We start from the raw sequence: 14,666 nt of genomic DNA, 5'->3' as shown, positions 1-14,666 counted from the left end.
GCCGTGTCCGGGGTTTGCGCCGGGAGTTCGGCAGCGGACAGCTTCAGGTCCTGTCCGTACATCTTTCGTCGTACGTGACTTTGGCTATCTGGCTAATGGATGGTCGGCGTGCTTCGACGAGCCTGGATGCCCTGACGGTGCCGCGCCGGTGCCCGGACACGTGAGGTGGAGGACAGGGTGATCGTCGTGATGGGACTGACCAGGCCGTACAGGCAGGTGACCGCAGCCGATGACATGTGGGTGGGAGCCGAACCCGGCGCGGTGACCAGGTTGCTGCGGCCGAACGCTCCCGACCGCCGGCGCAGACACCTCCTCATGTGGAGTGGATACATGGTCGGCCTCGCCGCGGCCGGCCTGATCGTGGTCTCCTGCCTGCGCTGCGCTCAGCGCACGGAAGAATGCCCGGCATCCCGCGCCGCCTTCTCCAGCCCCCGCGACGACACGCAAACCGCGGGCGGCGCGCTGCTGTCCCACCCGGGCGGCCCCAGAACCTGCGTCCCCACCGTGCCGGACCCTTCACCTGGGATACCGCCCAGGCCTCCCGTATGGCCGGCAGGCGGTCATCATCCAGAGGGCTCGCGGTGAGGAGAAGGCTCAGGTCGGGATCGGCAAGCAGGCCCACGGTGAGGTCGAAGGCGCCAACCCTGTCCGGCCTGCGGCGCGTCAGGGCCGGAGGCCGGCCGTCATATTTCGACCGGTCAACAAAAGACCGGCCAGCAGCACGGAGCAGGAGGAGAGCGGAATGAAGTACCTGGTACGGGAGCGGATCCTTGGGATCGGGGACGACTTCTGGATCGAGGACGAGCAGGGCCGCAAGGTGTTCCGGGTGGACGGAAAGGCTCTGCGGTTTCGCCAGACCTTCGAGCTGCAGGATCCGTCGGGCCTGGTGGTCGCGGTGATCCGGAAGAAATTGCTGAGCCTGCGTGACGTCATGCAGGTGAAGGACGCGCACGGCCAGGCGATCGCCGAGGTGAAGAAGAAGCTCTTCACCCCGTTCCGGGACGTCTACCGGGCGAAGCTGGCGGGTGGCCGGAAGCTTGAGATCCACGGCCACTTCCCTGACAAGGAATACGACATCGAGGCGGACGAGGACCGGGTGGCGCGGATCTCCCGCAAGTGGTTCCGGTTGCGGGACACCTATGCGGTGGATGTGGCGGAGGGCGCCGATGCGCCGCTGATTCTGGCGATCGCGGTGTGCGTGGACCGGCTGTCCGCCAAGGAGCACGAGAGCAACGAGACGCACGAGGACGAGAACTGACATCGCCCCGTCGCCCTTCCAGCAGACCCGCAGAGTGTGCAGGGACATCCTCCACTTGAGTGAGGGCTTCCCTCGGCGTCAGTGACCAGTCGAAACGACAGTCTCGACAAGGGTCTCCGCATAGGGGGCTCCCCAACGTTCCATGGGATCTCAGCGCCTCTAGAACTCTGTGTGTGCCTGTGGTTTCCAGGCTTTTCGGGCGCGGCGTGGCCGTGTGCGGTCGCTGTCCGGTGGTCCGAACCTCGGGGTGAGGGGGTGGACTTCGGTGGCGTGCAGGTGGTGGAAGCCGGTCCGCTCGGCGGCGCGGGTGCGTCGCCGACAGGTTCTGCGTGAGAGCCGCACCCGGCCGGATCGAAGAAGGTGGTCTTCGATCCGGTGGGGTGCGGGTACTCCATGACCTGGCACCGGCCTGCATGCTGCTGGTGTCGTGGTGTCATGCCCCGCCGGACGCTGGACTGCCCCCGGGGTGGGAGCGGTGGCGGGGACCGTACGCGCATCGGGCATACGGCGGGAAGTCTTCTGGCCCGGGGCCGGGGGCAGGGCCTGTTCTGTGGCGGCGCGCCGGACAGCTCGGTGCCGGGGGCAGGTGGGCTTGCTGGGGGTGGGACGCCCCTTGCCCTTGGTGGTCTTCGGCCCGTGCGGTCGGGGTGGGGCTGTCTCCGCGTGGCGTTGGCGGCGCAGGCGGCGGGTGGTCTTCTTCGGACGCCGGACCACGGCTACGGTGCCCTCCACCGTGGTGCGGATGCTCCGGGTCCCGGTGGCGCGTTCGGTGGTGGTGTGGGCCTGGGCGAGCAGGCCGCGGGAGACGATCCGGCGGGCGGCGGCATGATCCCGGTCCATCGACAGCCCGCAGCCCGCGCAGTGCGCCCATTTCCAGCCCCGCTCGTGCAGCCGGTCGGGGGCCGAATGGTGGGTGAGCGTGCTCAGGCAGCCGGGGCAGAGTTTGGAGGTGCCCCGGGCCGGAACGGTGACCACCGCGATCCCCGCCTTCGCTCCCAGGTGGCGGATCGCCTCAGCCACGGTGCCGCGCACCTGTCCGGACAGCCGGGCGTTGCCCTTGCGGTGGCCGCGGGCTTGAAGGGTGGCGAGGTCCTCGAGGTAGATGACGCTCGCGCCGAGCGCTACCGCCTGGTCGACGGCCCAGCGGGCCGCCGCCCAGGCCAGCGCGGCATTCAACTGCCGGATGCGGGCACACACCCGCACATGCTCCAACTCCAGCACCCGCGCCCGGTCGAGGTGTTCGCCCCAGGCAACGTGTGGGGAGGCGAGCCCGTCCGCGAGGGCCCGGTAGTGGTCGCGCTTGGCGGCGAGGTCCTCGCGGTGGCCGCGCAGCCGGTGCAGGCCGGCACTGATGGTGGTGGCGTCGAAGACCAGGGGACGCCCGTCGGTGACCACCCGGCGGGTGGGGCCGCCTGCGGTGAGGCGGCCGAGGGTGCCGGTGAGCAGGGTGTTGACACCCCAGTCGAAGCCGACCGCCACCCGATGCCCGCTCGCTTTGGTGGCCGGGGCGGGCTTTGAGTGCGGCAGGTCGACGGCGATCCGGCCCGCGCGGGTGGGACGCAAAGTGGGGGTGTGCAAGGCCGCGTCCGGCGTGATGGTGCCGGGCAGCCGGATGTCGATCACATGCCAGGCCCAGTCCCGCCCCGTGGCAGGAACCGCGTGCAGGGGGAGTTTGACCCGCAACCGGGCGGTGACCTCATCCACCCGGGCCAGGGTGACCTGCTGGCGGTCCATCGCGGCAAGGAGCACCTGAGGGGCCACCCGCGGCGGGCCCTCCAGGATGCACAGCCCGGCGGGCAGCTGCCCGTGCTCGGTCACGTAGGCGCGGATCTGGCGGGTGCGGTTGCGGATTTCCGCACCGCTCACCCCGGCGGGCAGTGCCGCCCGCAGCGCCGCCCACTCGCCCTCGGTGCGCCGCCGCGGATCGGCGGGCCAGGTGGCCAGGACGGCGGCCACGATGCTGCGCCGGTGCAGGGCCAGGCGCAGCGTGCGGGCCGCGTACTCCTCAGCACCCCGGCGCACCCGGTCCGAGACGTACGCCCCGGCCGGGGGCGGCACAGTCTGCGGCCAGTTCAGACGGCGCAGGGCCATCCACCCCTTGGACGGCAGGTCCTCGCCCTGCTCGTCCACCCCGGCGGCCAGCACGTCCAGGCACTTCTCGTCCCACCGGGAAGCCACTAGAGCGCCCGTCAGATCCTGGCTCAACCGGGTCAGAAAACCCACCCGTTCCAGCAGGACCCGCTGACCGACCCGCTCCCCGGTGGATTCCAGGACGCCGCGGAAGGCGGTACACGTCGCCGTCGCCATCACCCTGCCCACCCCCGCCACCTCGTTCTCCCTTATGAGTCCGGCCACTTCCCCAAGCGGCCTGTATCCCGGCACTCCGATCGGCCTAACGACCGACCATCGCACAAAGACACGCCCCCGTCCCGGCCTGTTCATCCACCCGGGGACTCCGCGCCCCGAGGGCGTGGGAAGGCCGCGGGCGTCAGCATCCGACCAGGAGGACGAGAAGGCGAACATTCACCTCTCTCGAAGCCAGCGGAAAACATGACTGACGGGGTGAAACCGGTGGCAGATCCTGAGGTTCCGTACCGATGCCACGAAAGAGCATCAACCAGCCTGCTTAAGCCAAACCCCCAACAGTTGAAGACCCTTCCACCGGGTGCCCACCCGGTACCTGCTTGCCGCCCTGTCCCGATTCGTCGGGCCCGGTGGTGCGCCACACGGCGGCCGATCGGTTTGCCGGCGGCCTTGGTGACGGCGGTGCGGCAGGGAGGACGAGGTTCACCCTGCCGACGGCACAGACCGGAGAGGCCACATGGTCGAGGAACGCGTCGACCAGGCGGTACGCGTTCTCCCGTGCCACCGGCTCCATGGCGCGGCTGCGTGCGACCAGCTCTTCCGGATCGATGCCGAGCCGCGCGCACTGCTCCGCGCCGCCGAAGTCGACCCAGCGCCGCACGACGGCCGGGATCGCCTCGGGGTGAAACTGGACCCCGAGCGAGTTCCTCACCCGGAACGCCTGCGTGCACACGGCGTTGCGGGCCGTCTCGTGGGCGCCGGGCGGCGGGACGCAGCAGTCGTAGTGCCACTGCATCCAGGGACCGGGCGGTATGAGGGAGGGGTCGTCCGTGTCGATCTCGACCCAGCCGATCTCGGGACGCGGGGCCGCCTCGACGCGGCCGCCAAGTGCGGTGGTCAGGGCTTGGGCGCCGAAGCAGATGCCCAGCACTGGGATGCCGAGGTGGTGGGCCTTGCGCAGCAGGGCGAGCTCGCCGCCGATCCAGCTGCCGACTGTGGTCTCGTCGTACACCGACCAGGGGGCGCCGAGCGACACGACCAGGTCCCAGCCGTCGGCGTCGGGGAAGTCGAACCTTACGTCGGGTGTGTGGTGCCGCTCCTGCGGGACGACTGTGAGGAGGGTGAGGTCGTACCCGCGCTGGACGAGCCGGTCTCCTACCAGTCCGGGCTCCGTGACGTGGTCGTGCCGGATGATGAGTGCACGCACGATGGGCTCTCCCTTTCTGTGGAATGTGAGGGGTTCGGCGCAGCCCTGGTGTGTCGAGGCGTCCTGGCGCTGCGCGGAGGGTGGTGCGCGTTTCGTCAGGGCTGCGGACTCCGCCGTCGAGGCGGTTCGTGCTATGGCTTGGCCTGGTTCTTTGCCCATGCGGTGCGGATGGCCGCGGCGATCAGGATGAGTGCGGTGAGGGCGGCGGTGGAGAGCAGCTGGGTGCGTGCGTCGGTGTCGGTGCACATCAGGGCGAGGACGCCGGTCATGCCGACCAGGGCGGTCCAGCTCAGCCAGGGGTGGCCCCACATGCGCACGGTCGGCGCCCGGCCGGGGGTGTGTTCGGCGGTCTGGCGCAGGCGGAGTTGGGAGAGGGCGATGGCGATCCAGACCACGAGGATGATGGCGCCGATGGTGTTGAGGAGGAAGGGCAGGACGCGGTCGGGGGCGAGGAAGTTGAGGATGACGGCGATGAAGCCGAAGGAGACGGAGGCGAGGACGGCGCGGCGGGGGACGCCGCCGCGGGAGACGTGCAGCACGCTCTGGGGGGCGTCACGGCGCTGGGCCAGGGAGAAGGCCATGCGGGAGGCGCCGTAGAGGTTGGAGTTGAGTGCGGAGAGCAGGGAGGTGAGGACGACGACGTTCATCAGCCCTGCGGACGCGGGGATGCCGATGCGCTGCAGGACGCTGACGAAGGGGCTGGTGGTGGCGGAGGCGGAGCTCCAGGGCAGCAGCAGCACCATGAGGGCGACGGAGCCGATGTAGAACAGCAGCAGCCTGACGATGACGGTGCGGGTGGCCTTGGCGACGGCCTGGGAGGGGTTGGGGGATTCGGCTGCGGCGATGGTGACGAGTTCCATGCCGCCGAAGGAGAAGACGACTGCGAGGAGTCCGGTCAGGACGCCGCTGATGCCGTGCGGGAGGAAGCCGCCGTGGGTGGTGAGGTTGGTCAGTCCGACGGAGTGGGTGCCGGGCAGCAGGCCGAAGACTGCGAGTGTGCCCAGGACGAGGAAGGCGACGACGGCGGTGACCTTGATGGCGCCGAACCAGAACTCGAACTCGCCGAAGTGGCCGACGTTGAAGAGGTTGACGGCGGTGAGGGCGGCCATGAAGGCCAGGACGTAGGCCCACTGGGGTACGGCCGGCAGCCAGCTGTGGGCGATGGCGGCCGCTCCGGTGGCTTCGGCCGCCACGACGACGACCAGCAGCCACCAGTACAGCCAGCCGACGGTGAAGCCGGCCCAGCGGCCGAAGGCTTTCTCGGCGTAGACGGAGAAGGATCCGCTGTTGGGCTGGGCGACGGCCATCTCGGCGAGCATGCGCATGACGAGGACCATGAGCAGGCCGGCCAGTGAGTAGGAGATCAGGATGCCGGGTCCGGCGGTGTGGATGCCTGCTCCGGCGCCGAGGAAGAGTCCGGCGCCGATGGCGCCGCTGATGGCCAGCATCGTGACGTGGCGCCGTTTGAGGCCGGTGCCCAGGGCGGGGGCGCCGGGCTGGGGACAGTTTTCGTCGGGTGAGTCTGCCGGGTGGGATGTGCTGCTGTCGGTCGGCGTACGAAATGCCATGTGAGGAGTCCTTCGCAAGTGGTGGGCTGACGTACGGACACGGCCCACCCCGCTGCGGCGGGGTGGGCGAAAGCCCGGCCCGCGCAGTGCGGCGGGGCAGGAGAAGGCCGCGGAAGGGCATGCGGAGGCTGCGCTTCGGCGAGGGTCGGCCTGGGGGAAGCAGGTGGAAGGGTGAGGCGCCGAGCAGGCGGCGGAACCAGATGGTCGAACGGGGAAGCGGTGCGGTGGTCAGTTGATCTGGGCGTACTCGCGGAACTCCCAGTCGGTGACGTGCTTGTGGAAGCGAGCGAGTTCGTCCCGCTTGAAGGTGAGGAAGGCGTCGACGAAGGACTTGCCGAGGATGTCGGTGAGCTGGTCGTCGGCCTGCAGGGCGTCCAGAGCCTGGCCGAGGTCGGTGGGCAGCCTGTCCGCGGCGTCGGTGTCGGCGGCGTGGCCGGTCGCCGGTGCGGGGGGCTCGGCGGCGGCGGTGATGCCGAGGTGGATGGCGGCCAGCAGGCCGGCGATGGCGAGGTAGGGGTTGGCTGTGGCGTCGCCGAGGCGGACTTCCAGCCGGGAGGCGGCACCGCGCTCCGGCGGGATGCGCACCATCGCGTTGCGGTTGTCCAGGCCCCAGTTGATCAGCCACGGGGCGGTGGTGTCCGGGCCGAACCGCTTGTAGGAGTTGACGGTCGGGTTGAGCAGCGCGGACAGAGCCGGAGCGTGTTCGAGGACGCCGGCCAGGGCGTGGCGGGCCGTGGCCGAAAGGCCGTGGGCGTCATGAGGGGCGTCGAAGACGTTGGTCCGGTCCGCGTCGACGAGAGAGACGTGCAGGTGGAATCCCGAGCCGCCGCCGTCGTTGAACGGCTTGGCCATGAACGTCGCCAGCCGGCCCTCGGCGCGGGCCAGTTCCTTGATCGCGGCCTTGAACCGGAAGGCGCGGTCCGCGGCGTTCAGTGCTTCGGAGTGGTTGAGGTTGATCTCGAACTGCCCGCCGTCGAACTCGCGGTTGCCGCCGCTGACGTCGAGGCCGAGCGCGTGCAGGGCGCGCACCGTGCGCAGGAGGTGTCCGTCCGGGTCGGCCCGGCGGCCGGTGGTGTAGACGTTGCCCGCTTCGGGGGCGTAGCGCTTCCACCCGGTGGGTGTGTCGGCGTCCGGCTCCAGCAGGACGTATTCCAGTTCCGGGCCCACGAGCGCGGTCAGGCCCGCGTCGTCCAGACGGGCGAGGACCTGACGCAGCAGGTCCCTGGGTGATTCGGGCACGCTCCGGCCGGTGGCGGGGTCCCGGACGTCGCCGATGCACCAGGCGACGTTTGGCTCCCAGGGCAGCGGGACGACGGTGTCCAGGTCGGGGCGCACCAGGACGTCCGGCAGGCCCGCGTCCAGGCCGCCGGCGATGTCAGAGTGATCGCCCAGGGCGCCGGTGTGATAGACGGCGCGGCTGAAGGCGAGGCCGTGTCCGGTCGCGTGCGGCAGATGGTGCAGCAGGATGTCCCGGCTGCGGTCGGATCCCATCAGGTCCGGGTAGGCGACGCGGAGGACATCGATGCCCTTGGCGTCCAGCGCTTCCATCGTCTGTTGGACCTTGGGGTCTGTGTGGGCGCTCAAGGGATGCTCCAGTGGGTGCGGCGATGAGTTGCATTCTGTCCGATTTGCCCGCGCGAAACCGTGTGGCCGCATGGCAGGCCGGTGACGCCAGGAGAATCATTTGATGCCAAACGATAAGAGGCGGATACGCCGCCCACAAGAGGTGTCAAGCAGATTTTTGCCGATGCTCATCCATGGCCGAAGTCCACCGGGCCAAGACGCTGCGGGATACATTTGGCCGCAAACGAACACTCCGGCGGCCCCGCGCCGCCCCGACGCGAAGGAGGAGCCTGTGCCTGGGCCCCGCCGATCCATCACCGAGACCGAGCAGGCCATACAGCGGCGGCTGGGCGGTCTGACCCTGCAGCGCGAGGCCATGGCCGCCGTGGGAAACATCCACCGGGCCGCCGCGGCCGTCCGTCAGCATCTGGAGAACTCGGTACTGCGTCCGCACGAGCTGACGTGGACCAGCTTCGTCGTGCTGTGGGTGCTGTGGATCTGGGGCGAGGCGGAGACCTGGTCGGTGGCGGAGGAGGCGGGCATCTCCAAGGGGACACTGACCGGCATTTCGCGCACCCTCGAGTCGCGCGGCCTCGTGTCCCGCTCACCCCACCCCGAGGATCGTCGCCGGGTCCTGCTCTCGCTGACCCCGGAAGGGGAGACGCTCATGGAGCAGCTGTTCCCGGCCTTCAATGCGGAGGAGGCGTTCGTCTCCGCCCCGCTGAGTCCCGAGCAGTGCCTCCAGCTCGCCGACAGTCTGCGCGCCGTCGTCAGCCGGCTCGAGGAGCAGGGTGAGCAGCGCCGGCGGGAGCTGCTCGCCGGCGAGGACCTGGCCCCGCGGCGATCGGGCCGTCGCCCGCGCCCGTAGCCATGCCGTCGGGGTCCCGGCTTCCCGTGCCGCGTCCGGCTTTGGGCGTCGCATCCATCGTCAGAGATGGACTGTGCGCCCTCCCGGACTGCCGGTCTGCTGCCGTGACAGGGTGACCCTTCCCTCAAACGTTTGGGTCCAAATAAAACTACCTTCAACCCTTGACACCGCCACGACCCGGCTGTTTATTTGAGGCCAAACGAAATGGAGGTTGGGACATGACCCGCGAGCCCCAAGCAGCTGTCATCGCCGGTGTGCCCGTTGACACCCGGCACTGGATCGGCGGCGAGCGCGTTGCCTCCACCGAGACGTTCACCGACATCTCACCGATCGACGGCAGCGTTCTGGGCGAGATCTCCCGGGGCACCGCGATGGAGGCGGCTGCGACCGTAGCCGCCGCGAAGGCCGCGTTCCCCGGCTGGGCCGCCACCTCGCGCGCCGAGCGCGCCCGGATCCTGCACGCGATCGCCGATGGCGTGGAGAAGCGGCTGGAGGACCTGGCGATCGTCGAGACATGCGACAACGGCGCCCTGCTGCGCTCGCACCGGCGCGGTGTGGTGCCCCGTGTCGCGCACAACTTCCGCTTCTTCGCCAACTGGTTGCTGACGCTGGACCACGAGGACTTCGAGACCCGCGGTCACACCAACCACGTCAGCTGGGACCCGGCGGGCCCCTGCGTACTGATCACCCCGTGGAACGCCCCGCTGATGCTGGCCACCTGGAAGGTCGCCCCGGCCCTCGCGGCCGGCAACACGGTGATCCTCAAGCCCGCCGAGTGGTCCCCGCTGACCGCCTCCCTGCTCGCCGACATCGCCGCCGAGGCCGGGCTGCCGGCCGGCGTCCTCAACGTGATCCAGGGCTACGGCTCCGAGATCGGCGACGCCCTCACCTCGCACCCGGACGTACGCCGCATCAGCTTCACCGGATCGGTGCCGACGGCCAAGCGGATCTCGTCGTCGGCCGCCGCCAACCTCACCCCGCTCAGCCTCGAACTCGGCGGCAAGTCACCGCTGCTGGTGTTCGCCGACGCCGACCTGGACCTCGCGGTCGACCTGGCGGTGGAGCAGTACGACAACGCCGGCCAGGTGTGCCTGGCGGGCACCCGGCTGCTGGTCGAGGAGTCGATCGAGGAGGAGTTCACACGCCGCTTCGTCGAGAAGGCGAGCGCCCTCAAGCAGGGCGACCCGCGCGACGAGGCAACCGACATCGGCCCCATCATCCACCCCCGCCAGCTGGAGAAGATCGACGGCTTCGTGCAGCGGGCGCTCGCGGCCGGGGCCCGCGCGGTCATCGGCGGCCACCGCAAGGACGGCCAGTACTACGCGCCGACCCTGCTCACGGACGTCGCCCAGGACTCGGAGATCGTGCAGGAGGAGGTCTTCGGCCCGGTCCTGACCCTGCAGACCTTCACCACCGAGGAAGAAGCCGTACGCCTCGCCAACGGCACTCGCTTCGGGCTGGCCGCGACGGTCGTCACCGGTGACCAGGAGCGCGCCGAGCGCGTCAGTGGACAGCTGGTCGCGGGCACGGTGTGGATCAACTGCTTCTTCGTCCGCGATCTCCAGGCCCCGTTCGGCGGTTCCCGCCTCTCCGGGGTCGGCCGGGAGGGCGGCACCTGGAGCTTCGACTTCTACTGCGACGTGAAGAACACCGTCACCGCCCCGAAGGGATGGACGAACCATGGGTGAAATCGTCGGGGCGGGCCTGCTCGCCCATGTCCCCACCATCGTGCTCCCGGAGGAGGAGCGGCTGGCGCTGAACGAGGGCAAGGAGATCACCCTCGTCACCGGCCTCCACCAGCTTCGTCAAGACGTCTTCGAGCGCGATGCCGCCCATGAGTACGACACCGTCGTCGTCCTCGACTCCCACTGGGCGACCACGGTGGAGTTCGTGGTGACGGCGCAGGACCGACGGGCCGGGCTGTTCACCTCCGAGGAGCTGCCGCGCGGCATGTGCCGGATGCCGTACGACTTCCCCGGCGACCCTGAGCTCGCCCACAACATCGCTTCCTTCGCCGACAAACACGGCACCTGGATCACCCCGATCGACGACGACTACCTGCCGATCTACTACGCCACCACCAACCTCTGGAAGTTCCTCGGCGAGGGCCTGCCCGACAAGCGGTGGGTGACCATCGGTGTCTGCCAGACCGGCGACATGGAGGACCACCTCCGCCTCGGTCGCGCCCTGGCCGACGGAATCGCCGCCACCCCGGGGCGCAGGGTCCTGGTCATCGCCTCGGGCGCCCTCTCACACACCTTCTGGCCGCTGCGTGAGATCCGGAAGCATGAGGCCAGCGACCCGGCGCACATCTTCACGCCCGAGGCCCGCGCGGCCGACGAGGAGCGCATCGCCTGGTTCGAGGAGGGCCGGCACGACAAGGTCCTCGACACCATGGACGCCTTCTGGAAGCACAAGCCCGAGGCGAAGTTCTTCCACTACCTGATGATGGCCGGCGCCCTCGGCGAGCAGCGTTGCGTGGCGAAGGCCCGCCGGTACGGCGAGTACGAGAACTCCGTCGGCACCGGTCAGGTCCACCTCTGGTTCGACCGCCCGGCCGCCGGCTGGACCGGTGCCGACCTGCCTGCCTCCCCGTCCCCACGTTCTCCGCACAGCCGTATCTAGGAGCCCCGCCATGCCCGAATACCGCCGCATCCTGCTCGACGGCGCCGCCGTCCAGGTCACCGTCGACGGTGACGAGCTCCTCGCCGCTGACGGCCGCCGTGTCAAGACGGAGGAGGCCCAGCACCTGCCCCCGGTCGTCCCCTCCAAGGTGATCGCCGTCCACCTCAACCACCGCAGCCGCGTCGACGAGTTCAAGATCGACCTCCCGGCCACCCCCACCTACTTCCACAAGCCGACCTCGTCCCTCAACTCCCACAAGGGTGCGATCGTCCGCCCCGAGGGCTGCAAGTGGCTCAACTACGAGGGCGAGGTCGCCATCGTCATCGGCAGGACGACGCGGAACGTCTCCCCGGCCGAGGCGGGCGACTACATCGCCGGCTACACCATCGCCAACGACTACGGCCTGCACGACTTCCGCGACACCGACGCCGGATCCATGCTCCGCGTCAAGGGCTCCGACACCCTCTGCCCCCTCGGCCCCGGCCTGGTCACAGACTGGGACTTCCACGGCAAGGCGCTGCGCACGTACGTCAACGGCAAGGTCGTCCAGGACGGCTCGACGGACGAGATGCAGTGGGACATGCACTACCTCGTCGCCGACATCGCCCGTACTATCACCCTCCACCCCGGAGACGTACTTCTGTCCGGCACCCCGGCCAACTCGCGCCCCGTCCGGCCCGGCGACGTCGTCGAGGTCGAGGTCGAGGGCCTCGGCCGCCTCACCAACCACATCGTCACCGGCCCGACCGCCATCCGTAGAGACGTCGGTGCCCAGCCCACCGAGTCCGAGGAAGTCCTGTCCACCGCCCTCGGCGGCGACTGGGAGTTCCGCGGCATCCGGCCGCCCAAGCGCTGAGCCCGACCACGTCAACACGCGAGATCACGGAGGACTGACGAGATGGATCTGAACAAGTGGCTGGCCGAGGCGGTCGCGTCGAACGCCGAGTGGGCGACGACCTTCGGCCCCTTCGACCCGCACCCGGCGCTGGCCGTCGACGACAGCCGGTTCGCCGCCGCGTTCGAGGTCTTCACCGAGCGGCTGAAGGACAACTATCCCTTCTTCCACCCCCGCTACGCGGGCCAGATGCTCAAGCCGCCGCACCCGGCGGCCGTGGTCGGCTACCTGACCGCGATGCTGATCAACCCCAACAACCACGCCCTTGACGGCGGGCCGGCCACCGCCGCGATGGAGCGTGAGGTGGTCCAGCAGCTGGCCACGATGTTCGGCTACGACACCCACCTCGGGCACCTGACCACCAGCGGCACCATAGCCAACCTCGAAGCGCTCTTCGTCGCCCGCGAACTTCACCCCGGCAAGGGCATCGCGTACAGCACCGAGGCGCACTACACGCACGGCCGGATGTGCGGCGTCCTCGGGGTGGAAGGCTTCCCCGTCGCCACCGACGACCTCGGCCGCATGGACCTCGACGCGCTGGAGGAACTGCTGCGCGGCGGGCAGGTCGGCACCGTCGTACTCACCACCGGTACGACCGGGCTCGGCGCCATCGAGCCGGTCCACGAGGCGCTGGCGCTGCGCGAGCGGTACGGCGTGCGCATCCACGTCGACGCCGCCTACGGCGGGTTCTTCACGCTGCTGGCCGGCGCCGACGGCCCAGAGGGCCTGCCGGCCGAGCCCTGGCAGGCGGTCGCCCGGGCCGACTCCATCGTGGTGGACCCGCACAAGCACGGCCTGCAGCCCTACGGCTGCGGCGCGGTCCTCTTCCGCGACCCCTCGGTCGGCCGGTTCTACCTGCACGACTCGCCGTACACGTACTTCACCTCCGACGAACTGCACCTGGGCGAGATCAGCCTGGAGTGCTCCCGCGCGGGCGCGGCGGCCGCCGCGCTGTGGCTGACCTTCCAGCTGCTGCCGCCCACCCGCGAAGGGCTGGGCCAGGTGCTGGCGGCCGGCCGGCGGGCGGCGCTGCGCTCGGCGGAACTGATCGAGGGCTCCGAGTACCTGGAGCTGTACCAGCCCCCGCAGCTCGACATCGTCAGCTACTTCCCCGTGACCGCCGGCAACACGCTGTCGCAGATCGACGCGGCCAGCAACCGGATCCTGCAGGAAGGCATGACCGACAGCCACGACCCGGTCTTCCTCAGCACCCTCCGCGTCGGCGCCGAGCGCTTCACCTCCCGCCACCCGAAGATCACCGCGGACGCCGACGGTGCGCGGATCCTGCGCAGCGTTCTGATGAAGCCCGAGTCCGAGACCTACGTCGAGCAGCTCCACCAGCGGCTGGAGCAGCTCGCCCGCTCGTGACCGCCCCGGGCGTCACCGGCTCACCCCGGCCCCGCCGGCGATGAGCCGGAAGCCGGGCGCCCGCGCAGCTCGCACCCGAACCTCACGCGACGGCGCACCCTCTCCTTTTCCTTTTCATCCCCGCCCGCCGTGCCTGCCGCAGGCGGCGTGCCCGCCCCTGCTCATCTCCCTGGAGCGTGACGACATGTCCAGTGTCCGTGGCTACTTCCACCCCAAGACGGCGACGGGTGTTTCGTCGCTGATCCCCTCCCCGCCGTGGCGCTACTCCGGCGACCTGCTCACCGTCGAGTACCGCACCGACCCCGCCCGGGTACGGGAACTGCTGCCCGAGCCGCTGGAACTCGCCGACGAGGACCCCGGCGCGGTGGCGCTGATCTGGGCCGACTGGCAGTCCTGCTCAGCCTCCGGCGTCGAGCTGCTGGACCCGGTGCGCGCCCAGTACAAGGAGGCGTTCGCGGTCGTCCGCTGCACGTACAAGGGCCGGACCTACACCCGCTGCGTGTACATCTGGGTCGACAAGGACTTCGCGATCGCCCGCGGTCTGCACCAGGGGTATCCGAAGAAGCTGGGCTCCATCCACCAGACCCGCCCGCACCCGTACGGGCCGGCGCCCCGCATCGAGGCCGGCGCCCGCTTCGGCGCCACCCTCGCCGCCGCCGACCGGCGCCTGGCCCAGACCGTGGTCACCCTGCGCGAGCCGTCGGAGACGAACGGGTTCGTCAACGCCCACCCGATGGCCCACCACCGCTGGCTGCCCTCGATCGAAAAGGGCAAGGGCCTCGCCCTGGACGAGCTGATCGAGTCCGGCGCCGCCTCCTTCGAGGGCGGTCAGTCCTGGGTCGGCGACGCCGACCTGGAGCTGTTCGAGTCGCCGACCGAGGAACTGGCCCGCCTGGAGATCCGCGAGCCGATCGCCGCCTACTACCGCCAGGTCGGCGTCGTCTGGGACGGCGGCCGGCTGCTGGAGTCCGGTATGTCCGGCGCCGAGTAGAGGGTCGTACGGAGACAGC

The 14,666-nt window shown here is 70.1% G+C and carries 11 protein-coding genes; 7 read left to right on the top strand and 4 right to left on the bottom strand.

The features are described 5' to 3' along the window. Window positions 1-742 precede the first annotated feature (742 nt). A complete protein-coding gene (locus AC5P09_RS23895) occupies window positions 743-1,258 on the top strand; it encodes an LURP-one-related/scramblase family protein (protein ID WP_493875831.1) in 516 nt (171 codons plus the stop codon). A 159-nt stretch (window positions 1,259-1,417) separates the two neighbouring features. On the opposite strand, the gene AC5P09_RS23890 is transcribed toward AC5P09_RS23895, so the two are convergent. The 4 genes from AC5P09_RS23890 to AC5P09_RS23875 form a co-directional block, all read right to left on the bottom strand. Further along, window positions 1,418-3,613: a zinc ribbon domain-containing protein gene (locus AC5P09_RS23890; protein ID WP_493875830.1), complete on the bottom strand. Its 2,196-nt coding sequence runs from the start codon at window positions 3,611-3,613 to the stop codon at window positions 1,418-1,420. Between the two features lie 271 nt (window positions 3,614-3,884). After that, window positions 3,885-4,769 (bottom strand): type 1 glutamine amidotransferase, encoded by an 885-nt coding sequence (locus tag AC5P09_RS23885; RefSeq protein ID WP_493875829.1) that lies wholly within the window; start codon window positions 4,767-4,769, stop codon window positions 3,885-3,887. Between the two features lie 131 nt (window positions 4,770-4,900). Then, the gene (locus tag AC5P09_RS23880; RefSeq protein WP_493875828.1) at window positions 4,901-6,337 is read right to left on the bottom strand and encodes an amino acid permease; all 1,437 of its coding nucleotides are present in this window, start codon (window positions 6,335-6,337) and stop codon (window positions 4,901-4,903) included. Between the two features lie 228 nt (window positions 6,338-6,565). Continuing rightward, entirely contained in the window at window positions 6,566-7,921 is a 1,356-nt protein-coding gene (locus AC5P09_RS23875; protein WP_493875827.1) for a glutamine synthetase family protein, read from the bottom strand. Between the two features lie 271 nt (window positions 7,922-8,192). Here AC5P09_RS23875 and AC5P09_RS23870 point away from each other — a divergent pair, with 271 nt between their 5' ends. From AC5P09_RS23870 to AC5P09_RS23845, 6 genes are all read left to right on the top strand, one after another. After that, window positions 8,193-8,768, top strand: a complete 576-nt coding sequence (locus tag AC5P09_RS23870) for a MarR family winged helix-turn-helix transcriptional regulator (RefSeq protein WP_493875826.1) — start codon at window positions 8,193-8,195, stop codon at window positions 8,766-8,768. 218 nt (window positions 8,769-8,986) lie between these two features. Next, the gene (locus AC5P09_RS23865; RefSeq protein ID WP_493875825.1) at window positions 8,987-10,456 is read left to right on the top strand and encodes an aldehyde dehydrogenase; all 1,470 of its coding nucleotides are present in this window, start codon (window positions 8,987-8,989) and stop codon (window positions 10,454-10,456) included. Beyond that, a complete protein-coding gene (locus AC5P09_RS23860) occupies window positions 10,449-11,393 on the top strand; it encodes a 3,4-dihydroxyphenylacetate 2,3-dioxygenase (protein WP_493875824.1) in 945 nt (314 codons plus the stop codon). Before AC5P09_RS23865 ends, AC5P09_RS23860 begins: the two co-directional genes overlap by 8 nt. 10 nt (window positions 11,394-11,403) lie before the next feature. After that, window positions 11,404-12,249: a fumarylacetoacetate hydrolase family protein gene (locus AC5P09_RS23855; RefSeq protein ID WP_493875823.1), complete on the top strand. Its 846-nt coding sequence runs from the start codon at window positions 11,404-11,406 to the stop codon at window positions 12,247-12,249. 42 nt (window positions 12,250-12,291) lie between these two features. Next, window positions 12,292-13,656 carry a pyridoxal phosphate-dependent decarboxylase family protein gene (locus tag AC5P09_RS23850; protein ID WP_493875822.1) on the top strand — a complete coding sequence of 455 codons (1,365 nt, stop codon included), beginning with the start codon at window positions 12,292-12,294 and terminating at the stop codon, window positions 13,654-13,656. 184 nt (window positions 13,657-13,840) lie between these two features. Further along, on the top strand, window positions 13,841-14,647 hold the full coding sequence (locus tag AC5P09_RS23845) for an acetoacetate decarboxylase family protein (protein ID WP_493875821.1): 807 nt from the start codon (window positions 13,841-13,843) through the stop codon (window positions 14,645-14,647). The last annotated feature ends 19 nt before the right edge of the window (window positions 14,648-14,666 follow it).

It is taken from the genome of Streptomyces sp. a15 (assembly GCF_059026085.1).
Note: the sequence above shows the minus strand (reverse complement) of the source record. Positions and strands in the feature narration are given on the sequence as shown.

Coding starts and splice junctions, on each gene's coding strand:
- AC5P09_RS23855 (WP_493875823.1), top strand. CDS start 11,404: ATGCCCGAATACCGCCGCATCCTGCTCGACGGCGCCGCCGTCCAGGTC.
- AC5P09_RS23850 (WP_493875822.1), top strand. CDS start 12,292: ATGGATCTGAACAAGTGGCTGGCCGAGGCGGTCGCGTCGAACGCCGAG.
- AC5P09_RS23895 (WP_493875831.1), top strand. CDS start 743: ATGAAGTACCTGGTACGGGAGCGGATCCTTGGGATCGGGGACGACTTC.
- AC5P09_RS23845 (WP_493875821.1), top strand. CDS start 13,841: ATGTCCAGTGTCCGTGGCTACTTCCACCCCAAGACGGCGACGGGTGTT.
- AC5P09_RS23860 (WP_493875824.1), top strand. CDS start 10,449: ATGGGTGAAATCGTCGGGGCGGGCCTGCTCGCCCATGTCCCCACCATC.
- AC5P09_RS23880 (WP_493875828.1), bottom strand. CDS start 6,337: ATGGCATTTCGTACGCCGACCGACAGCAGCACATCCCACCCGGCAGAC.
- AC5P09_RS23865 (WP_493875825.1), top strand. CDS start 8,987: ATGACCCGCGAGCCCCAAGCAGCTGTCATCGCCGGTGTGCCCGTTGAC.